Genomic DNA, 21,371 nt, shown 5'->3' with positions numbered 1-21,371 from the left:
CAATGCGCATCTCTTGCCGAAAAGTTCAAGGTCAAAACGTTATCATGCGAGAATTGCCCCAGCCCAAAAGGCCATTGCCGGCGTCTATGATGCCAAAGCGTTCGGCGCGGCCTAAGCCAAAGACAACCAGATAAGGCGCACAGCAGAAACCGCCAAAGCAACATACATCAAAACAAAAAATGCTTTTTCAGGTATTTTACGATGCGCCTGCAGCCCCAGCCAAACGCCGCATAACGCAAAGGGCAACAGCATCAGGTCAAGCACGAGCGTTTCACGGCTTAGCAAACCCAGCCCCGCGTAAAACCCACCTTTTAAAATATTTATCACCCAAAACACCAAAACCGTACTGGCTTGATATTCTGTTTTGGACATGTTTTTTGACAGAAGATACACCGCTGCTGCCGGACCACCAGCATGGCTGACAAAGCTGGTGAACCCCGCGACCAGACCCGCAAGCCCCCCAACCCGGCGTGAAAACGGGCCCATTCTTGAGAAAACTGCCGATAGGTGTGAGGCGCAAAACCAGCTTAAAAACAAAAGGCTAATCAGGCCAATCAGAAATTGCAGCACCTGTTGATTGACCTGCGTGAAAAACAGCGCCCCCAGCATAACCCCCGGAATGCCGCCAAGAATTAAGGTCAGGGCATCGCTGCGCGACCATTTCCCCCAGTAAGCGCGCAGGTTCGACAGATCCATCACCATCAGCAACGGCAACATCACTCCGATGGCTTTTCCCGGATCCATCAATCCGGCCAAAATCACGACCCCAAAAAAATCAACCTTAGAGCCAAATCCACTTTTGGAAATGCCTGTAAACAGAACAGCGGCCCCCATCAGGGCAAACATCCAAGCCTCCATAAACAGCCATCTTTCTTATCAAATGGGCCCGCGCAAACCACTTTGCATATGAAAGAGCCTATGGTCTAGAACCGGGCGGTTCAACCTTTTGCACCAGGCTCAGAACAAACGCTATTTTGCGCTGCAATGCAGCACACTTGCTAATTTTATCAGAAAGCAGTAACCGAATGCGAAGCAAAACCGAGACGGGAGAACTTCTATGGCACGACCCAAAATAGCACTGATCGGCGCCGGACAAATTGGTGGAACATTGGCGCATCTGGCCGCCATGAAAGAGCTGGGCGATGTTGTCTTATTCGATATTGCAGAAGGCATTCCACATGGCAAAGCGCTCGATATCGCAGAATCTGGCCCGGCCGAAGGGTTTGACGCGAATGTGTCGGGCACGCAATCTTATGCCGATATCGCCGGCGCAGATGTGTGCATCGTTACCGCGGGCGTCGCCCGCAAGCCTGGAATGAGCCGCGACGATCTGTTGGGGATTAACCTGAAAGTGATGAAATCTGTCGGAGAAGGTATTCGCGATCATGCGCCTGATGCCTTCGTGATTTGCATCACCAACCCGCTTGATGCGATGGTCTGGGCGTTGCGGGAATTCTCTGGCCTGCCCCATCACAAAGTTTGCGGAATGGCCGGCGTTTTAGATTCAGCTCGCTTCCGCCACTTCTTAAGCTTGGAATTTGAGGTTTCGATGCGTGACGTCACCGCCTTTGTGCTTGGCGGGCACGGGGATACGATGGTGCCTTTGGCGCGCTATTCCACCGTGGGCGGAATTCCGCTGCCAGATCTGGTTGAAATGGGCTGGACCTCGCAAGAGAAGCTGGATGCAATCATCCAGCGTACCCGCGATGGCGGAGCAGAAATAGTTGGTATGTTGAAAACCGGTTCGGCGTTTTACGCCCCCGCCACATCGGCCATTGAAATGGCAGAAGCCTATCTAAAGGATCAAAAACGCCTTTTGCCCTGCGCCGCAAATTGCAATGGTGAATTTGGCCTAAAAAATATGTATGTCGGCGTGCCAACAATCATTGGCAAAAACGGTGTTGAGAAAATCGTGAACATTAAATTGACGAAAGACGAGCAAGCCATGTTCGATAAATCCGTTGAGGCCGTCAAAGGGCTAGTCGCCGCTTGCAAAAATATTGATGACAGCCTCGCCTAAAGGATGCGCGCCGGTGCGCTAACGCGTGCCTGTCGGGCCTTTTTACCCTGCGAAAAAACCCCGCATGCGTGCATGCGGGCTTTTTTATTTTCAGCAAGAGAATCATCTTTTATCCCAATAAATGGGGCGCCGAGGGCAAGCATGAAGCCACCATCCACAGGAGCAACCTTTCTCAAACACTCGTCAAATTTTACTTTGTGATCACACCTATAAAATCTGTGATCACAAAGCATTAAAAAACGTAAAAATCGATAAAAGTTTTCAAAAAATGCTTATAACCGCCGGCTCGATGCGACTAAATAGCGCAAACTTTGAGTCATGTAGGAACACTCGATGAATATTCATGAATATCAAGCGAAAACCTTGTTGCGCAGCTATGGCGCCCCGGTGTCAGAAGGGCGCTTTGTGCTCAAGGCAGACGATGCAAAAACGGCTGCGGGTGAACTGGATGGGCCTCTTTGGGTTGTCAAAGCGCAAATTCACGCTGGTGGCCGCGGCAAAGGCCACTTCACCGAAGCTGATGCGGGCGAAAAAGGCGGCGTTCGCATGGCCAAATCGGCCACCGAAGCGGCAGAAGAAGCCAAAAAAATGCTTGGTCGCACCTTGGTCACCCACCAAACCGGCCCCGCCGGCAAACAGGTCAACCGCATCTATATCGAAGATGGTTCAAGCATCAAGCGTGAGCTTTATCTGGCCCTATTGGTCGATCGTCAAACCAGTCGCGTGTCTTTCGTTTGCTCGACCGAGGGTGGCATGGACATTGAAGAGGTTGCAGCCGACACGCCCGAAAAAATTCTGTCTTTTTCGGTTGACCCAGCCACTGGATATCAAGCCTATCATGGCCGTAGAATTGCTTTCATGCTGAAGCTAGAGGGCAAACAAATCAAACAATGCGTGGCCTTAATGGGCACACTTTATCGCCTGTTTATCGAAAAAGACGTCGAGATGCTGGAAATCAATCCTCTGATTGTGACCGATGGCGGCGATCTGAAATGTTTAGATGCAAAAATGGGGTTCGACGGCAATGCCGTCTACCGTCACCCTGATATCGCCGAGCTCAGAGATACTACCGAAGAAGACCCCAAAGAACTCGAAGCTTCAAAATACGATCTGAATTATATCGCCTTGAACGGCGAAATTGGCTGCATGGTCAACGGCGCAGGCCTTGCAATGGCGACAATGGATATTATCAAACTTTATGGCGCGGAACCGGCAAATTTCTTAGATGTTGGTGGCGGAGCAACCAAAGAAAAAGTTACAGAAGCCTTCAAAATCATTACCTCAGATCCAAATGTAAAAGGCATTTTGGTCAATATTTTTGGGGGCATTATGCGTTGTGATGTGATCGCCGAAGGGGTAGTGGCCGCGGTAAAGGAAGTAGGCTTGAAAGTGCCTTTGGTGGTGCGGTTGGAAGGCACCAATGTCGAACAAGGCAAAAAGATCATCAACACATCAGGATTGGATGTGATCGCAGCCGATAATCTTAAGGACGGCGCCGAAAAAATTGTAAAGGCGGTCAAGGGGTAAGACATGGCAATTCTCATAAACGAAAATACCAAAGTGATCTGTCAAGGATTTACCGGCTCGCAAGGCAGCTTTCATTCCAAGCAAGCCATCGCCTATGGCACCAAAATGGTTGGCGGCGTTACGCCCGGAAAAGGCGGCCAAGTGCATCTTGATTTGCCTGTGTTCAATTCGGTGCATGAGGCCAAAGCCGTCACCCAAGCAAATGCCACGGTGATTTATGTCCCTCCGCCCTTTGCTGCAGACAGTATTTTAGAGGCACTGGATGCCGAAATTGAACTGATCGTTTGTATCACAGAAGGCATCCCTGTGTTGGATATGATGCAAGTAAAGCGGGCTTTAGAGACCAGTAATTCCGTGCTGATTGGCCCAAATTGCCCCGGTGTGATCACGCCTGATGCTTGTAAAATTGGCATCATGCCGGGGCATATCCACCGCCGTGGATCTGTCGGGGTCGTGTCGCGCTCGGGCACATTAACCTATGAAGCGGTCAAGCAAACATCGGATGTTGGGCTGGGGCAATCCACCTGCGTGGGCATCGGCGGGGATCCTATCAAAGGCACCGAACATATCGATGTGCTTGAATGGTTCTTGGCCGATGAGGAAACGCAGTCAATCATTATGATTGGTGAAATTGGCGGCAGCGCCGAAGAAGAAGCCGCCCAATTTCTAAAAGATGAGGCCAAACGCGGGCGCAGCAAACCCGTGGCCGGCTTTATCGCCGGACGCACAGCCCCTCCGGGCCGCCGCATGGGCCATGCCGGTGCCATTGTTGCAGGTGGCAAAGGTGGTGCAGAAGATAAAATCGAAGCCATGCAAGCCGCGGGCATCGTGGTTGCTGAAAGCCCAGCCGGATTGGGTGAAGCGGTTCTTAAAGCCATCGGGTAACGTTTAATGCGCCATATCAGCAAAGATATCAGGGCTAAATTGCCTTGTCTCACCCCGCGCAATAGACAGGGCAAAGCTCTCTATCCACAAGGCTTGACGCAGCCATTTTTGACGCCACCCCATTCCAAAACACCCTTGATAAGCGCCCCTTACTTTGAACATCTTAAGAGGATCTAACATGACCGATCAGTCTGCGAATGAACAGTTTCACGCCTCTTCCTTCATGCAGGGGCATAACGCTGCCTATCTTGAGCAACTCTACGCGCAATATGCCCATGACCCCAATACAGTTGATAGCGCCTGGCAAGCCTTCTTTCAGGCGTTGGGGGATGCGGATTTAGACGTGAAAGCAGACGCTTCTGGCCCGTCTTGGGCCCGCAAAGATTGGCCCCCTCAACCCTCTGATGATCTAACCGCCGCCCTCACTGGTGAATGGATGCCGCCGCCGCATGAGGCCGCAGCGGCCAAGGAAAAAATCCTTGGAAAGGCCAAAGAGCTCGACAGTACGGTCAGCCAAGAGGCTGTGAAACGCGCGGTTTTAGACAGTATCCGCGCCTTGATGATAATTCGAGCCCACCGCATCCGTGGGCATTTATCCGCAGATCTAGATCCTTTGAAACTTCAAGTCACCGGACAGCACCTTGAGTTACAGCCAAAATCTTATGGCTTTGAAGAAGCCGATATGGATCGGCCAATCTTTATTGATAATGTGCTTGGCTTGCAATTTGCCAGCATGCGCCAAATCATCGATATTCTGCAACGCACCTATTGCAGCACGTTTGCTTTGCAATACATGCATATTTCGGACCCCGAGCAATCCTCATGGCTTAAAGAACGTATCGAGGGGCGCGATAAAGAGATCACATTCACCCGTGAGGGGCGCAAAGCAATCTTGAATAAGATGGTTGAAGCCGAAGGGTTTGAGAAATTTCTGCACGTCAAATACACCGGCACCAAACGCTTTGGCTTGGATGGCGGAGAAAGCCTGATCCCCGCGCTAGAGCAAATCATCAAGCGTGGTGGCGCGCTTGGGGTGCGCGATATTGTGATCGGCATGCCGCATCGCGGCCGCCTTTCTGTATTGGCAAATGTGATGCAAAAACCGTATCGGGCGATTTTCAACGAATTTCAGGGCGGGTCATTCAAGCCAGAAGATGTAGACGGCTCTGGCGATGTGAAATATCATCTCGGCGCATCCTCCGACCGTGAATTTGACGGCAATAACGTGCATCTGTCACTCACAGCAAACCCCAGCCATTTAGAGGCTGTTAACCCGGTTGTGATTGGCAAAGTGCGCGCCAAACAAGATCAAATTGGCGATGCGGATCGCACGCAGGTTTTGCCCTTATTACTGCATGGCGATGCGGCCTTTGCCGGCCAAGGTGTTGTGGCGGAATGTTTTGGGCTGTCTGGATTGGTGGGCCATCGCACGGGCGGAACAATCCATGTTGTGGTCAATAACCAGATTGGATTTACCACGGCGCCTCATTTTAGCCGCTCATCGCCCTATCCGACCGACATCGCCTTAATGGTAGAAGCCCCAATATTTCACGTGAATGGAGATGATCCAGAAGCCGTTGTGCATGCAGCCAAAGTGGCCACGGAATTCCGCCAGAAATTCCAAAAAGACGTGGTGATCGACATCTTCTGCTACCGCCGGTTTGGGCATAATGAGGGGGATGAACCGATGTTCACAAACCCCTTAATGTATAATCAAATCAAACGACAAAAGACCACGCTTTCGCTTTACACCGAACGGCTGGTCAAGGATGGGCTGATACCCGAAGGCGAAATTGAAGATATGAAAGCTGCCTTCCAAGCCAAAATGAACGAAGAATTTGAAGCCGGAAAAGACTATAAACCCAATAAGGCCGATTGGCTGGATGGCCGCTGGTCGCATTTGGATCGCCGTGGAGAGGAATATCAGCGCGGAGAAACATCAATTTCTGCCCAAACGCTGGCAGATATTGGCACTGCCTTGAGCCGCGTGCCAGATGGGTTTCCGCTTCATAAAACCGTCGCACGAATGCTTGAGAGCAAAAAGAAAATGTTCGCCGCCGGCGAAGGCTTCGATTGGGCCACCGGCGAAGCCTTGGCCTTTGGGTCCCTATTATGCGAGGGCTTTCCGGTGCGTTTGTCCGGCCAAGACTGTACCCGCGGCACGTTCAGCCAACGCCATTCTGGCTTGATCAATCAGGATACTGAAGAGCGCTATTACCCGCTCAATCATATTCGCGCCGGACAAAAGCGCTATGATGTGATCGATTCGATGCTGTCGGAATATGCCGTTCTTGGGTTTGAGTATGGCTATTCGCTGGCCGAGCCCAACGCTCTTACGCTTTGGGAAGCCCAATTCGGTGATTTTGCAAATGGCGCGCAAATCATGTTTGATCAATTCATCAGTTCTGGTGAAAGCAAATGGTTGCGCATGTCCGGTCTGGTGGTGTTGCTTCCCCATGGATTCGAGGGGCAAGGACCAGAACACAGCTCTGCGCGCCTCGAACGGTTTTTGCAAATGTGCGGGCAGGACAATTGGATCATAGCCAATTGCACCACGCCCGCCAATTATTTTCATATTTTGCGCCGCCAATTGCACCGGAACTTTCGCAAACCATTGATTCTGATGACGCCAAAATCGTTGCTGCGACATAAATTAGCCGTCTCAAAAGCTGAAGATTTCACCACCGGCTCGTCCTTTCATCGGGTGCTATGGGATGATGCGGAAGCCAGCACCTCGGCGCATAAGCTTAAACCAGATGCCAAAATCAAACGCGTCGTGATGTGCTCGGGCAAAGTTTATTATGATCTTTTAGAAGAACGAAATGCCCGCGGTCTCGATGATATTTACCTGATGCGCTTTGAGCAATTCTATCCGTTTCCGGCCATCTCAGCATTGAAGGAACTTCAGCGCTTTGAAAATGCCGAAATGATTTGGTGTCAAGAAGAACCTAAGAACCAGGGCGGCTGGAGCTTCATGGAGCCCAATTTGGAATGGGTGCTCGAACGCATGAAAGCCAAACATAACCGTCTTCGCTATGTGGGCCGCTCGGCCAGCGCCTCACCGGCCACTGGTTTAGCCGCACAACATAAATTCCAACAAGCCGCGCTAATCGATGAAGCGCTGACGATCGAAGGGAAATAACCAATGACAACGGAAATTCGCGTCCCGACTTTGGGCGAATCTGTCACAGAAGCGACGGTGGCCACCTGGTTTAAAAAACCGGGCGATGCTGTGGCTTTGGACGAAATGCTATGCGAGTTGGAAACCGATAAAGTCACCGTCGAAGTGCCAAGCCCGGCCGCAGGCGTTCTCAGCGATATCGTTGCAGCAGAAGGCACAACCGTCGGCGTTGATGCTTTGCTGGCCAATATTGCCAGCGGCGCGGGCAATGCCGAGGCTTCGGATGCCGGCAAAACCCCAGCCCCTAAAGCGCCGTCAAACGCGGCAGCAGACTCATCTGATATTGAGGTTGCCGTACCAACTTTGGGGGAAAGCGTGACCGAAGCCACCGTGGCCAGCTGGTTCAAAGCGCCAGGCGACAGCGTTAAAAGCGATGAGATCCTATGCGAACTGGAAACGGATAAGGTCAGCGTGGAAGTTCCATCGCCAAGCGCAGGGGTTTTGAAAAAAATCATCGCAGCGGAAGGCAGCACAGTGGATGCAACCGCCATTTTGGCCGTGATCGGCAAAGTAGAGGAGGAAGGCAACGCGCCCGCCGCGCAGCCCATTCCAGAGGCCGCTTCAAGCACGGCCAAAGCCAGCTCGGTGGAAGACGCGCCAGCCGCAAAAAAAGCCATGGCCGAGGCGGGTCTTAAACCCGGCACGGTGCAAGGCACCGGCCGCGATGGCCGTGTAATGAAAGAAGATGTAACACGGGCTGTTGCCGCCGCCGCGCAAGCCCCAACCGCAACCGTTCAAACACCAGCCGCGCCGCGCGCCCCAGTTATGGCCAGTGATGCAGCGCGTGAAGAGCGGGTGAAAATGACACGCTTGCGTCAAACCATTGCGCGGCGCTTAAAAGACAGCCAGAACTCAGCCGCCATGCTGACAACATATAACGAAGTCGACATGAGCGCCGTGATGGATCTAAGATCAGAATATAAAGATCTCTTCTTAAAGAAGCATGGCGTCAAACTTGGCTTCATGTCTTTCTTCACCAAAGCCTGCTGCCATGCTTTGCAAGAGGTTCCCGAAGTCAATGCCGAAATAGATGGCACCGATATCGTTTATAAGAACTTTGTCCATATGGGCATCGCGGCTGGCACGCCAACCGGCTTGGTTGTGCCCGTGATTCGGGATGTTGATGCGATGAGCTTTGCCGCCATCGAGCAAGCGATCAGCGAAAAGGGGCAGCGCGCTCGCGACGGCAAGCTGAGCATGGAAGAAATGCAAGGCGGCACTTTCACCATTTCCAATGGCGGGGTTTATGGCTCATTAATGTCCTCTCCCATTTTGAACCCCCCGCAATCGGGGATCCTGGGCATGCATAAAATCCAAGACCGCCCCATCGCCGTGAATGGCCAGGTGGTAATCCGGCCGATGATGTATCTGGCCCTCAGCTATGACCACCGGATCGTGGATGGTAAAGGCGCCGTAACCTTCTTAGTCCGCGTCAAAGAAGCGCTTGAAGATCCCCGGCGCTTGCTCATGGATCTTTAGGGTGAAGCCCAAAACTGACAGCTTAGGCGGGAAACAAACTCCGCGCTGCGAAAGGAAATAACAAATGGCGAGCTATGATGTAATTGTGATTGGCAGCGGGCCCGGAGGCTATGTTGCGGCGATCAGATGCGCTCAACTGGGGCTTAAAACAGCCTGTGTCGAGGGCCGCGAAACCTTGGGCGGCACCTGCCTTAACGTGGGCTGTATTCCGTCCAAAGCGCTGCTGCACGCCTCACATATGCTTCATGAAGCCGAACATAATTTTGCAAAAATGGGCCTCAATGCCAAATTGCCAACGGTAGATTGGTCGCAGATGCAGACCTATAAAGCCTACACGATCGAGGGCAACACCAAAGGTATTGAATTTCTTTTCAAGAAGAACAAAATCGACTGGCTGAAAGGCTGGGGCAGCATTCCCGAGGCCGGTGTGGTCAAAGTGGGCAATGAACGGCATCAGGCGAAAAATATTATTATTGCCAGCGGTTCCACGCCCTCCAGCCTGCCCGGCATAGAGATCGATGAAAAAACCGTGGTCAGCTCAACCGGGGCCTTAAGCTTGGCCAAGATTCCCAAAAAACTCGTGGTGATCGGTGCGGGGGTGATTGGCTTAGAGCTTGGATCGGTTTACGCGCGGCTCGGCAGTGATGTGACCGTGGTAGAGTTTTTAAACGCGATCACACCGGGAATGGACGCTGAGGTTCAAAAAACCTTTCAGCGCATTCTGAAAAAGCAGGGCTTGAAATTCATCATGGGCGCAGCTGTAAGCAGCGTTGAAAAGCTTAAAACCAAAGCCAAAGTTAACTATACTTTGCGCAAAGATGACAGCGCGCATCAGATAGACGCAGATACGGTCTTGGTGGCAACGGGGCGAAAGCCGTTTACGGATGGGTTGGGCTTGGCCGATATTGGCATAGAGATAAGCGAGCGCGGTCAGATCAAAACCGATTCACATTGGCAAACCAATATTTCCGGCATCTATGCAATTGGTGATGCGATTGATGGACCAATGCTGGCTCACAAAGCCGAGGATGAGGGTATGGCCGCGGCCGAAGTAATCGCCGGCAAGCATGGGCATGTGAATTATGATGTGATCCCAGGCGTGATCTATACGCATCCTGAAGTTGCCAATGTGGGCCAAACCGAGGCACAGCTGAAAGAACAGGGCCGCGCTTATAAAGTTGGAAAGTTCAACTTTATGGGCAATGGCCGAGCCAAGGCGAATTTTGCCGGAGACGGCTTTGTCAAATTATTGGCCGATGCGCAAACCGACCGCATCTTGGGCGCGCATATTATAGGGCCCTCGGCCGGAGATTTAATACATGAAATCTGCGTTGCGATGGAATTTGGCGCATCCGCCGAAGATTTGGCCTTAATCTGCCACGCCCATCCCACATATTCAGAAGCGGTGCGCGAGGCCGCTCTGGCATGCGGCGATGGCGCCATTCACGCCTAAAATCCGCTTATTGGCATCGGTCTAGGCCTTCCGAAACTCTGCCAACCGCCCGTTGGCCAAATAAATGCACGCGGCAAAAGAAAAAGGTGATCTAACAGTTAGATCACCTTTTTTTAATTGAGATGCCGTAAGGCCGTATCTGAAACCACCCTGCGCAGGCCGCGCTCCGGTGCCGCTAACCATAGCGCCCGATAGCGCGGAGGTTCTACCCAATTGGCGAGGCTAGGTTGGTTCAGGTGCCATATCCCCATCTGCGGATGGTTTGGCTTTCGGTTTGGTTTTGGGAATAGCGGTGATGGAGGCTGGTTTTTCATCCCCTGCCGCACTGCCCGCATCATCATCGGCTTCAGGGGGATCGCCGCGCATCACATTTTTGATTTGATCGCCCGTCAATGTTTCATATTCAAGCAGACCCTGCGCCAAGCGTTCCCACTCATCCTTGCGTTCAATCAAGATTGCATGGGCTTTCTCATACGCGGTTGCGATAAACTGCTTCACTTCATCTTCAATCATCTCTTTGGTATTGGCAGAAACGGACAGACCCGCCGTATTGCCCGAATAGCCCTCATGCGCCTCAGAATAATCGATATTACCAACCTTATCAGACATCCCCCAGCGCAGCACCATGGCCCGCGCCAAACCCGAGGCTTGCTGAATATCTCCCGCCGGCCCGTTTGACACATTCTCGGGGCCATATTTGATAATTTCAGCGGCTTTACCAGCCATCGTCATTGCCATTTTTTCTTCGCATTCAGATTTATGCCAGTTCAACCTATCGATCTCTGGCAAGGATACAACCATCCCCAATGCTCCGCCGCGCGGAATAATGGTTGCCTTATAAACAGGATCGCATTGCGGCAGGGCCATTCCCACAACCGCATGGCCGGCTTCATGATACGCCGTTTTTTCCTTTTGGTCGGCGGTCAGAACCATGCTGCGCCGCTCGGCCCCCATCATCACTTTATCTTTGGCATTTTCGAAATCCAACATCGCAACGGTGGATCTGCCAATCCGCGCAGCCATCAAAGCAGCTTCATTGACCAAATTGGCCAAATCAGCCCCCGAAAACCCGGGCGTGCCGCGGGCAATCAATCGAAGATCTACATCCGGACCAAGGGGCGTTTTGCGCGCATGCACGTTTAAAATTTTCTCACGTCCCTTGATATCAGGGTTTGGAACCGTCACTTGGCGGTCAAATCGACCCGGGCGCAGCAATGCAGGATCAAGCACATCACGCCGGTTGGTCGCAGCCAGAATGATCACACCGTCATTGGCTTCAAACCCATCCATTTCAACCAACAACTGGTTCAACGTTTGTTCGCGCTCATCATTGCCGCCGCCATAACCCGCGCCGCGATTTCGCCCGACAGCGTCAATTTCATCGATAAACACGATACAAGGCGCATTTTTCTTGGCTTGCTCAAACATATCGCGTACGCGGCTTGCCCCAACGCCAACGAACATCTCTACAAAATCCGATCCAGAGATCGTAAAGAACGGCACGCCCGCCTCACCCGCAATAGCGCGTGCCAACAATGTTTTACCCGTACCCGGGGGGCCCACAAGCAAAGCCCCTTTTGGGATCTTGCCTCCCAAGCGGCTAAACTTTTGCGGGTTTCTTAGAAATTCAACAATTTCTTCCAGCTCTTCTTTGGCTTCATCGATACCGGCCACATCGTCAAACGTGATGCGCCCCTGCTTTTCTGTCAGCATTTTGGCACGAGATTTCCCAAACCCCATTGCGCCGCCTTTGCCACCGCCTTGCATGCGGTTCATGAAGAAGATCCAGACCCCAATAAGCAGCAAAAATGGAAACAGCGTCACCAAAAACGATTGCAGCCCTGATTGTTGTTGTTGTTCGGCCCGAATTGCGACTTTATTCGCAATCAATAAATCGGTGACATTCGCGTCATCTGGGCGGATCGTGATATATTCGGCATTATCAGAACCGATGAACCGCACTTTTTCGCCATCCAATGTCGCAGCGGTAACATTGCCGCTTTCCACCGATTGGACAAAGTCGGAATAGCTCATCTCGCGGCTTTGCATCGCGCCACTGCCAGAGTTAAAGACGTTGAATAAAACAACGATCAACAGAAACAAAACGACCCAGAACGCTATGTTGCGGTTATTGCCCAAGGAACTTCTCCAAAAAAAATTGCCCCCGTGTATAACACGGCGCTGTTACGAGTTAAATAGCCATCAAACGCGCAGGTTCAATAGGGGCTAAGCGATTCAATGAAATCTCTGGGCCATATTTGGGCCTGCAGGCCAGAATGCGGGCGCAAAGCGGGTGCGCATAAAAATCCTGTTTGATCAAAAATGGCGGGCTGCGCCACCAACGCTCTAAATGGCAGGTCAATATCAAGATGCGGGCGCAGTTTCGCCGCCTCTTTAGGTCCGAGCGCTGCCACCCAAAGCGCGTCAGATGCTAAGGCCTGCGACATTGTGAGGCGCCAGCGATTATCCCATAACATCTTTGGCCGCAGCGCCACGGGCTCGGCCGCAATCGCCTGCGCTTCCCGCGTGATGTAAAGACAGTTTCTCCACAAAAACATCAAGCAACCATGAAGCGTCTGGGCTTTGCCCAAAAGCAGCAAGTCCAATGCCTGATCGCGCGCCGCCTGCCGCGGCGGATACGGGTTCGTAGACACCCAGCACAAAGCTTTTGAAAACAAACGCTTTTGTAACAAAGAGGGCAGGCCACAAAAGGCGGATAAGCGCAATCTTAGATCCCCGCTATATTCTTCGGTTAACATCTCTGCCACCTGATGAACTTGCGCGTCAAATTGCATTTTCGATTTCGCCATTTTTGCGGCAATATTGGATAAATCTTGGGCGGAGATGCCCTGGCGCGCTAATTCAGGAAGATGCTGGCGCATCCGCACGCGTTCATATTTTCTGTCAGAGTTTGACGGATCCTCAACCCAATCCACTGCTTGATCGTTTAAAAATGCGCGCAACCTAACGCCCGAGCTTTTCAATAAGGGGCGCAAGAGCCAAAAATCACCCTGCTGGGAAAAAACCCGCCGCTTTTGTGGTATTCCGGCCAAACCATCAATACCCGCAGGGCGGCGCAAACGCATCAAGACGGTTTCAGCTTGATCCTCAAGCGTATGGGCCATGAGCACGACATCGGCACCATCGCGCAGTTCATCGATCAAACGATAGCGCGCCACCCTGGCTTTTTGCTGCAAATTCCCCCCATCTACACGCTCATGCCATCGCCCGACCCGATGCGACAGGCCCAGTTTTTCAGCTTGCCGTGCCACGAAAATTGCCTCATCGGCGCTGCCCGCACGCAAATCATGATCGATGGTGATCACGCTGCAACGCACGCCTTGGCTGTGACACCATTCCGCCGCAAGCACCATCAGCGCCATGCTATCGCCCCCTCCAGAAACGGCGAGCGCAATATGGCTGGGTTTGTGGGATCCTAATAATGTAACCAGCGCAGATGAAAATTCACTTTTCAACGCACTGCTATCGCTCAAAAGCACTGCAACCTTTGCATTTCACTTTGCGCAGCTGCCGCTTGGGATGTGCCCGGAAACAACAGTTCAACCTGCGACAACATTTGACATCCGGTCTCCATCTGCCCCAAGCTGATCAAAGAATTAGACAGCCTTTGCAGCGCATCTGGAGATTTGAGCGTGTTGTAACTTTCTAAATAAGCACGCGCGCTGGCTTTATAATCTTCTACCGCTTCAAAGGCTTTGCCGCGCAGCAGATAGGCCTCTGCGATCAATGGGCTATCGGGATAGGTCTGGCTGAAACGGCTAAGCATTTCTGCAGCTTCAACATAGTTTTCCGCGTCAAATGCGCTTTGGGCAAGATCAAAATCTGCCTCTTCTCCGACAGCCAATTCAGGGGGGCTTCAATGGGCACCGTTTGTTCCTGAGGCTCTGACTCGCCGCCCAAGGTCGTGGTGTCGGCCAAGTTTGAAATATCGCCGCCTTCAAGTTCAATCAGGCGAAACTCAAGATCACCGATCCTATTTGTTCCGTCTTCAACCACGCGCTTCAGCCGATGGTCTAACTGTTCCGTTGCCCCGGTCAATCGCTGTAATTCCAATTCTATCGCATTCACCCGCTCTAAAACACTATCGCCCGACTGTAAACCGCTGGGCAGTTGCGTGGTCGATAATTCGCGCTTTAATTTTTGGATCTCAATATAAAGCACGCCGAGATCTTGCCGGATATCCGCCAAAGACTGGTCTTTATCTTGAGCAAATACCGCCCCAGAGCACAGCAAAAAAGCCCATAACAAAATACGAAACAGGAGCCCGGCCATCGGCTTATGACCCCAGATTATCTAACAAGGTGACCGCGCGCCGGTTCACAGAATAGCAGCTTTCTCTGCTACAAAGCTCAACCGGGCGCTCTTTGCCAAAACTCACTGTCTGAATGCGCGATCCAGCGACTCCGCGCGCCGAAAGATATTCGCGCACAGCATTGGCGCGGCGCGCACCCAGCGCGAGATTATACGCGCGTGTGCCTTGCTCGTCTGCATGCCCCTCAACCAGAATTGAGTAATCACCATTTTCCAACAACCAATCCGCCTGCCCATCCAAAACAACGCGCCCTGCCTCGGTCAAGCTTGACTGATCAATCTCGAAAAACACCCGATCCCCAATTGCAGATTGGAAATAGGCGGGTGAGGTTGGATCCCCAACCGCGCCGGCAGGATCAGTGCCAAAGCTTGATCCGCTGCCAAACCCTCCTGTTCCGGTTTCAGAACAGGCGGCGAGGAAAAGAATTCCCGTTAAAATAAACCAACGCGCGCATCGTCTCATCACATTTGCCCCTCGCTTTTTGCTGTGCCTAGCATATTCAGAAAACATTTAAAATCATTGATCAACAATATGTCACGACGGCTTTGGAATTTCACCCACCCAAGGGAGACCACGCAGGATCAGACGCGCCATCCGGCGTACGAACAGGCTTTAGATTTCGCCCCGAAACATCCACAGAGTAGAGGCTGGAAGCCCCATTTGCACCTTGGGTTTCACGGGCGAACATGATCACCCGGCCATTTGGCGACCAACTCGGCCCTTCATCCAAAAACGATGCTGTTAACAAGCGCTCTTGTGATCCATCAACGCGCATAACCCCGATGTGAAAGCGGCCCTTGCTTTGCTTTGTAAAAGCAATCATATCGCCCCTTGGCGACCACACTGGCGTTCCATACCGGCCATTTCCAAAGCTGACACGCTTGGCGCTGCCGCCGCGCGCGGGCATTACATAAAGCTGCGGATCCCCCGAGCGATCGCTTTCAAACACGACCTGTGTGCCATCTGGTGAGAAACTGGGCGCGGTTTCAATCGCGGGCGAGTTGGTGAGACGCCGTTGCTTTCCCGAGGACAGGCTCATGATATAAATATCTGTATTTCCGCCCTTTTCTAACGAGTATACGACCGAGCTGCCATCGGGAGAAAAGCGCGGCGCAAAGCTCATTGTACCATTCGAGTTTTGCAAAACGCGGCGGCGCGCCGAGCCAACATCCATCAGGTAAATACGTGGAAATCCGCTTTCATAGCTGGTATATAAAAGCTTATCTCCGCTGGGGGAGAAGCGCGGCGCAAGCACCAGCGCAGAGCTATCCGTCAAATACTGCACATTTTCGCCATCATAATCCATTACGGCCAAACGTTTCTTACGTGACCCCTTGCGCCCAGTTTCAGACACAAACACCACGCGGCTGTCAAAATAGCCGGTTTCACCCGTGATCCGGCTATAGACTACATCCGCCACTTTATGCGCGATCCGGCGCCAGCCATCGGCGCGCCCCGTAAATTGCAGCCCCTGCCCCATTTCCTGGCCAGCAAACACATCATAAACGCGAAATTTGACCGTTATTTGACCACCGGCTTCTGCCGTTACCGCGCCCGCAATCAACGCTTGCGCATTGATCGCCGCCCAATCGGAGAATTGTACCGGAGACGAAAAACTGGTTATTTTTGAAATATGCGCGCGGCTTGGGATAGCGCGAAACAACCCGCTGCTGGTAAGATCCTGCACCACCAACTCGGCCAACTGGCTGGCATAGTCCGCCCCACCTGCATTCTCAGCGATAAAGGCGGGCGCCGCGAAAGCCAAAGGCTCAACAACCCCTTCGGTTATTTCCAAACGCAACGGCGCCGCAGCGCCAAGAGTCGCAAAAAAGGCAAGCTGAATGAGCAAAACCAAACGAAATAGGAGCGTGCCTTTGCCAAAATAGCGCATCATCTTCATCTCATTTTCTCGGGGTTAAACGTCATTTCGATCTCCCGCCAGTGTTCATATTTCTCTGTTGGTAAATTGTAGCCGCCTTTCTGGCAACGTAAAACCGCTCTGCGCGCCGCTTGAAAGGCTGTTTTTGCCGCCGAGTCGGCGCCCCCATGGCTTGAGACCAGACGCAAGCTGCCCGGTTTCACCTTGCCCTCTGGTGTCATTTGCATGCCCAAAACAACCGTGACATTGGCTGCAGGGCTTCCAATATCAACCACCCAACATTTTTGCACGGCCACGCGCAATGTATCTTCTTCGGTTTGGGTCAAAGGCGGCCCCAAAGGCGCGGTTTCGCCAATTGCATCAGCCAGCGCAGCGGCCACGGCTGCCTCTGTCTCGGCCCTGCGCGTTGGCTCTGGCGTGGGATCGACTTCGGGCTTTGGTTCGGGCAGCGGCGCTGGCTCGGGCAGCGGTTCTGGTTCTGGAGCGGGCACCTCAGGCTGAGGCGACGCGACGGGCCGCTTTAGCGGTCGAGCAGATTGCAGGGGCGCAAAAGATGGCATTTCTTCTGCTTCTGTTACGATTTCCCGACTTGCGGCCTCTGGCGCGCTGGCCTCTTCTTTGGGCGGCGCAACCGGCGCGTTCAAATCATCTGGAATTGCCGCTTCCTGCCGCAGATCATCAATGTTGACCTCTGGTGGCGGTGGAGCCACCTCTTCCAGCGCCACGCGCTGCGCAGGGCGCAGAACAGGGCGGTCGCTCATCTGGCTGGCCTGCGGCAAATTCTCCTGAGCAGGGGGGGCAAATTGTGGGCTAGTATCCAGAATATCAGGCGTGGGCATTTTCAAAGCTTCAGGCGTTTTCGGCGCTGTTGCGGGAAGCTCGGGGCTTTCGTTTTGCATGGGCGCAGGCATCTTTTCCACGGCTTGCTCAGGATCAGGCGCAGCAGGGCTGTCTTCTGCCTGCGCCGCAAGCGGATCCAAATCATCCAGAACTTGCGCGGCGGTCGGCGCCGCATCCGAGAGCACCAAATCTGCAAATTCTTGCGGCGTGATCAAGGCCACATTCGACACTTCAAAAGGCACTGGCTGAGGTTGAAAAATACCTCCTAGCAGCACCCAGCTGAGCACTCCAATATGCAGCGTGGCAGAGAGATAATTCCCGATATGCATCGTCGGCGGCTCAGCCGTCCGGGTCGGCCAAGGCTGGCCCCCCGACATCGGTAACCAAACCAATATTTGAGAAGCCACCCGCATTTAGCGCGCCCATAACCTGCACCACCGCTTCATAAGAAATTGCGCCATCTGCGCGTAAATACACCCGATCACTGCTCCGCTCTGAGGCAATCGCTTGCAATTTTGGGATTAAGGCGCCCGCCGGAGTAGGGGTTTCTTGGATCAGAATTTCACCCGATGCGGTTAGGGTCACGGTGAGAGGTTCTTCTTTCTCGCTGGGCAGCGCATTGGCGGCTGTTTTGGGCAGCTCAACGGGCACGCCTACGGTCAACATCGGCGCCGCCACCATGAAAATAACCAGCAAAACCAGCATAACATCCACAAAAGGCGTGACGTTAATTTCGGCCATCGGCACCCGGCGGCGGCGTTTTCCTCGCCGGCGCTGAGAGGTGTTTTGGCCGATGCTTGCTCCCATCTTCAGCTGTCCAACTGGCGGCTAAGGATGGTCGAAAACTCATCCGCAAAACTCTCATAGCCAGAGATAATCCGCTCGCTATCAGCGCTTAATTTATTATAAAAAATCACCGCCGGAATCGCGGCCAAAAGGCCAAGCCCCGTGGCCAAAAGCGCTTCGGCAATGCCGGGTGCAACAACCGCCAGATTGGTGTTTTGTTGTTCGGCTATTTCAATAAAAGCATTCATGATGCCCCAGACTGTGCCGAAAAGCCCAATGAACGGCGCCGTAGATCCAACCGTCGCCAAAACCGCCAAGCCCGCTTGTAAACTATCGGCTTCTTTGGCAACGGCCACATCCATAGACCGGTCAATCCGCGCCTGCGCACCGGCGATAAGCGCCCCATCAGAGCGATGCGAGCGTTGCCATTCCGTCATCCCAGCCGCGAATATCTTTTGCGAGCGGCCTTTAGGTTCAGGCCCCAGCTTTTCAAAAAGCCCATCCAAAGGCTCGCCTGACCAAAACGCACGATCAAAGCGTTTGGCTTCGCCGCGCGCCAAACGCAAAACCCAAAGCCGTTGAAAAATCACCGACCAAGACCAGAACGAGGCCGCGATTAACATTAAAATAACTGCTTTTACGGTGAACGTTGCCCGCGCAAACAGGGCCCAAAATGAGAAATCAATCTCTTGCGCCAGTGCCAGCGTTTCTGCTTCCATATTCCTGCTCTTCAAAAATTGGTCGATTTACGACTTATTATCATGGCTTTTAACCTATTGCCGCTTCAAAACCAAGCCGTAACAACAGCGTTTACAAATCTGTGACCTTCACAAATGAATTGAGGCTAAATTCCGCCGGCAAGCGCGTGGGCTTGCCCGCCGCATTCAGCGCAACCAAAATCACCTGCGCTTGAAATAACAGATCCAAATCGCGATAAACGTTTTGCTGCAGATATAACCGCGCCGATGTCAGCTTGGTCATTTCTGTTGTGATTTGAAGCGGCTCATCGAAATGCCCCGGTTGCAGATAATCAGCCGTAATTTTGCGCACCGCAAACACCAATCCCTGCGCGGTTCTCAACCTGTTTTGATCAATCCCCAAGCTGCGCACCCAATCGCTGCGCGCGCGTTCAATATATTTCAGGTAATTCGCGTAATAAACGATCCCGGCCATATCCGTATCTTCATAATACACTCTTAGCGAAAACTGATGCATAAGCGCCCCCTTATTGAACCGACATCTGTGACAGGCGCGCGGACACGCGCAGCGCATGCGATTTATCTTCAGCCAGCTCGGGTAAAGTTGGATCATAAGAGGCACGGATCAGATTGCCAATTTCAGGCCGCAGCACCGCCCGGCCATCGGGCAAAATGGCCAGCGGTGATTGGCTCAGAAACGCATGGTCTGACCAAAGCAGAATCGATTGCACAACCTGCGTCAAACATAGCGTTTCAGCGGGCAATTCGCTAAGAACTGCATCCATACGCAAAAACACGAAACAGGCTTTGATCCCGCCGCTTTTTTCAAACCGAAACAACCGGTATTGATTGGCCTCTGCAGCAGCCAGTTGCGCCACCATTGATGATAAATTTGGCACCAATTTATCAAGATTTGGCACCTCCAAAAGCTCTTCCCAGTCTGAAAAGAAGAAAAACATCAAATTGGAACCCAGCTCAGGGTCGGTTTCGCTGACCTCTATCCCTGCCAGCGCCGCGACCGCCTGCACAGCGCCTTTCACCACCGGCAAAGTTGCATCATCAACGCCAAAAACAATTGGCGCCAGCGGGCGTGCCCAGCGGGCGAATTTATACCCGCCCTCGCTGCGGGTAAAATAGGCCTCTACCTCATCCGCGTTCATCCTGCATCCTTTCTGTCGCCTTATGCCCCTTTTGCGATAGCAAGCTTTGCGCCGATAGCAAAGTCTTCTGATCTGGCGATATCGGCCTCAAACGCCAGCGCAGAGGGCTAAATCAAAAGATCACCTTGTGATTTTGGCGGGGTTAAACCCAAATGCGCCCAGCCGCCCTGTGCCAACATTCTGCCCCGCGGCGTGCGCTGCACCAGACCACGCTGCATCAAATAAGGCTCGATCACCTCTTCCAAAGCATCGCGGCTTTCCGAAAGCGCCGCGCTCAGGGTTTCTATGCCCACCGGCCCGCCCGCATAATGTTCGGCCATCAGCATCAAATAGCGCCGATCCGCGCCATCAAGGCCCATATTATCCACGCCAAGGCGATGTAGCGCATGATCGGCCAGGTCGCGCGTGACGGTGCCATCCCCCTCGACCAAAGCGAAATCAACAACCCGGCGCAACAGACGCCCCGCAATCCGCGGCGTTCCGCGGGCGCGCCGCGCAATTTCACGCGCTCCGGCCTCATCTGCAGGGGCGCCCAATTTGCGCGCGTTACGGCTGACAATCAGAAATAATTCATCCTCGCTGTAAAACTCGAGCCGGGTTGGAATGCCAAAACGGTCCCGCAACGGCGTTGTCAGCAATCCCAGCCGTGTGGTGGCTCCAACCAAGGTAAAGGGCTGTAATTCAATCCGAACGGTGCGCGCGGCGGGGCCCTCTCCGATCACCAAATCCAGTTCAAAATCCTCTAAGGCCGGATATAGAACTTCCTCGACAACCGGATTTAGACGGTGGATTTCATCAATAAACAAAACATCGCGGGCTTCAAGATTCGTAAGAATGGCCGCCAAATCACCAGGTTTTGCCAAAACAGGGCCCGAGGTCATACGGAAATTCACCCCCAACTCGCGGCTCATAATTTGGGCGAGCGTGGTTTTTCCCAACCCGGGCGGGCCATAAAACAGCGTGTGATCCATGGCTTCACCGCGTTGCCGCGCCGATTGGATAAAGACTTTTAGGTTCGAACGGGCTTCAGCTTGCCCGATAAACTCATCCAATCCCTGCGGACGCAACGCCCGGTCATTATCCTCTGGTTGCGCGTCGGGGGTTAAAATAGGGTCGCGATCTTCCATGCC

At 52.9% G+C, this 21,371-nt stretch carries 17 protein-coding genes and 1 pseudogene; 6 read left to right on the top strand and 12 right to left on the bottom strand.

Translation table 11 applies throughout. The features are described 5' to 3' along the window. Positions 1-111: 111 nt before the first annotated feature. Complete coding sequence (locus GN241_04775; GenBank protein XAT56734.1) at positions 112-858, bottom strand: TSUP family transporter; 747 nt, start codon at positions 856-858, stop codon at positions 112-114. Positions 859-1,057: 199 nt separating this feature from the next. Here GN241_04775 and mdh point away from each other — a divergent pair, with 199 nt between their 5' ends. The 6 genes from mdh to lpdA all read left to right on the top strand — a co-directional run bounded on the left by mdh (position 1,058) and on the right by lpdA (position 10,545). Beyond that, on the top strand, positions 1,058-2,020 hold the full coding sequence (gene mdh / locus GN241_04770; GenBank protein ID XAT56733.1) for a malate dehydrogenase: 963 nt from the start codon (positions 1,058-1,060) through the stop codon (positions 2,018-2,020). 333 nt (positions 2,021-2,353) lie between these two features. Further along, positions 2,354-3,547: an ADP-forming succinate--CoA ligase subunit beta gene (gene sucC, locus GN241_04765; GenBank protein ID XAT56732.1), complete on the top strand. Its 1,194-nt coding sequence runs from the start codon at positions 2,354-2,356 to the stop codon at positions 3,545-3,547. A 3-nt stretch (positions 3,548-3,550) separates the two neighbouring features. Beyond that, on the top strand, positions 3,551-4,432 hold the full coding sequence (sucD, locus tag GN241_04760) for a succinate--CoA ligase subunit alpha (protein ID XAT56731.1): 882 nt from the start codon (positions 3,551-3,553) through the stop codon (positions 4,430-4,432). A gap of 178 nt (positions 4,433-4,610) precedes the next feature. Further along, a complete protein-coding gene (locus GN241_04755) occupies positions 4,611-7,574 on the top strand; it encodes a 2-oxoglutarate dehydrogenase E1 component (GenBank protein ID XAT56730.1) in 2,964 nt (987 codons plus the stop codon). Positions 7,575-7,577: 3 nt separating this feature from the next. Next, positions 7,578-9,092 (top strand): 2-oxoglutarate dehydrogenase complex dihydrolipoyllysine-residue succinyltransferase, encoded by a 1,515-nt coding sequence (odhB, locus tag GN241_04750; GenBank protein XAT56729.1) that lies wholly within the window; start codon positions 7,578-7,580, stop codon positions 9,090-9,092. A gap of 64 nt (positions 9,093-9,156) precedes the next feature. Further along, positions 9,157-10,545 carry a dihydrolipoyl dehydrogenase gene (gene lpdA, locus GN241_04745; protein ID XAT56728.1) on the top strand — a complete coding sequence of 463 codons (1,389 nt, stop codon included), beginning with the start codon at positions 9,157-9,159 and terminating at the stop codon, positions 10,543-10,545. 222 nt (positions 10,546-10,767) lie between these two features. Here lpdA and hflB read toward each other — a convergent pair whose 3' ends face one another. The 11 genes and pseudogenes from hflB to ruvB all read right to left on the bottom strand — a co-directional run bounded on the left by hflB (position 10,768) and on the right by ruvB (position 21,368). Further along, positions 10,768-12,684: an ATP-dependent zinc metalloprotease FtsH gene (gene hflB / locus GN241_04740; protein XAT56727.1), complete on the bottom strand. Its 1,917-nt coding sequence runs from the start codon at positions 12,682-12,684 to the stop codon at positions 10,768-10,770. 77 nt (positions 12,685-12,761) lie between these two features. Further along, entirely contained in the window at positions 12,762-14,039 is a 1,278-nt protein-coding gene (gene tilS, locus GN241_04735) for a tRNA lysidine(34) synthetase TilS (protein ID XAT56726.1), read from the bottom strand. Continuing rightward, positions 14,036-14,838: pseudogene (locus GN241_04730) on the bottom strand (tetratricopeptide repeat protein). The gene tilS and the pseudogene GN241_04730 overlap by 4 nt, the downstream one beginning before the upstream one ends. Before the next feature lie 4 nt (positions 14,839-14,842). Beyond that, positions 14,843-15,340, bottom strand: coding sequence for a peptidoglycan-associated lipoprotein Pal (gene pal, locus GN241_04725; GenBank protein XAT56725.1), 498 nt, complete (start codon positions 15,338-15,340; stop codon positions 14,843-14,845). Positions 15,341-15,431: 91 nt separating this feature from the next. Continuing rightward, positions 15,432-16,769: a Tol-Pal system protein TolB gene (gene tolB, locus GN241_04720; GenBank protein ID XAT59177.1), complete on the bottom strand. Its 1,338-nt coding sequence runs from the start codon at positions 16,767-16,769 to the stop codon at positions 15,432-15,434. Between the two features lie 5 nt (positions 16,770-16,774). After that, positions 16,775-18,010 carry a cell envelope biogenesis protein TolA gene (locus GN241_04715; protein ID XAT56724.1) on the bottom strand — a complete coding sequence of 412 codons (1,236 nt, stop codon included), beginning with the start codon at positions 18,008-18,010 and terminating at the stop codon, positions 16,775-16,777. Beyond that, a complete protein-coding gene (tolR, locus tag GN241_04710) occupies positions 17,937-18,404 on the bottom strand; it encodes a protein TolR (GenBank protein XAT56723.1) in 468 nt (155 codons plus the stop codon). The genes GN241_04715 and tolR overlap by 74 nt, the downstream gene beginning before the upstream one ends. A gap of 2 nt (positions 18,405-18,406) precedes the next feature. Continuing rightward, on the bottom strand, positions 18,407-19,102 hold the full coding sequence (gene tolQ / locus GN241_04705) for a protein TolQ (GenBank protein ID XAT56722.1): 696 nt from the start codon (positions 19,100-19,102) through the stop codon (positions 18,407-18,409). 91 nt (positions 19,103-19,193) lie between these two features. Further along, positions 19,194-19,598 carry a tol-pal system-associated acyl-CoA thioesterase gene (gene ybgC, locus GN241_04700; protein XAT56721.1) on the bottom strand — a complete coding sequence of 135 codons (405 nt, stop codon included), beginning with the start codon at positions 19,596-19,598 and terminating at the stop codon, positions 19,194-19,196. Positions 19,599-19,608: 10 nt separating this feature from the next. Further along, positions 19,609-20,241: a hypothetical protein gene (locus tag GN241_04695; GenBank protein ID XAT56720.1), complete on the bottom strand. Its 633-nt coding sequence runs from the start codon at positions 20,239-20,241 to the stop codon at positions 19,609-19,611. A 107-nt stretch (positions 20,242-20,348) separates the two neighbouring features. Then, on the bottom strand, positions 20,349-21,368 hold the full coding sequence (gene ruvB / locus GN241_04690; protein ID XAT56719.1) for a Holliday junction branch migration DNA helicase RuvB: 1,020 nt from the start codon (positions 21,366-21,368) through the stop codon (positions 20,349-20,351). Positions 21,369-21,371: the final 3 nt, after the last annotated feature.

Source organism: Rhodobacteraceae bacterium IMCC1335, assembly GCA_039640495.1.
In the GTDB taxonomy this organism is placed as follows: domain Bacteria; phylum Pseudomonadota; class Alphaproteobacteria; order Rhodobacterales; family Rhodobacteraceae; genus Thalassovivens.
The sequence above is the reverse complement of the archived record's forward strand: the minus strand, read 5'-3'. Positions and strand labels throughout refer to the sequence as shown.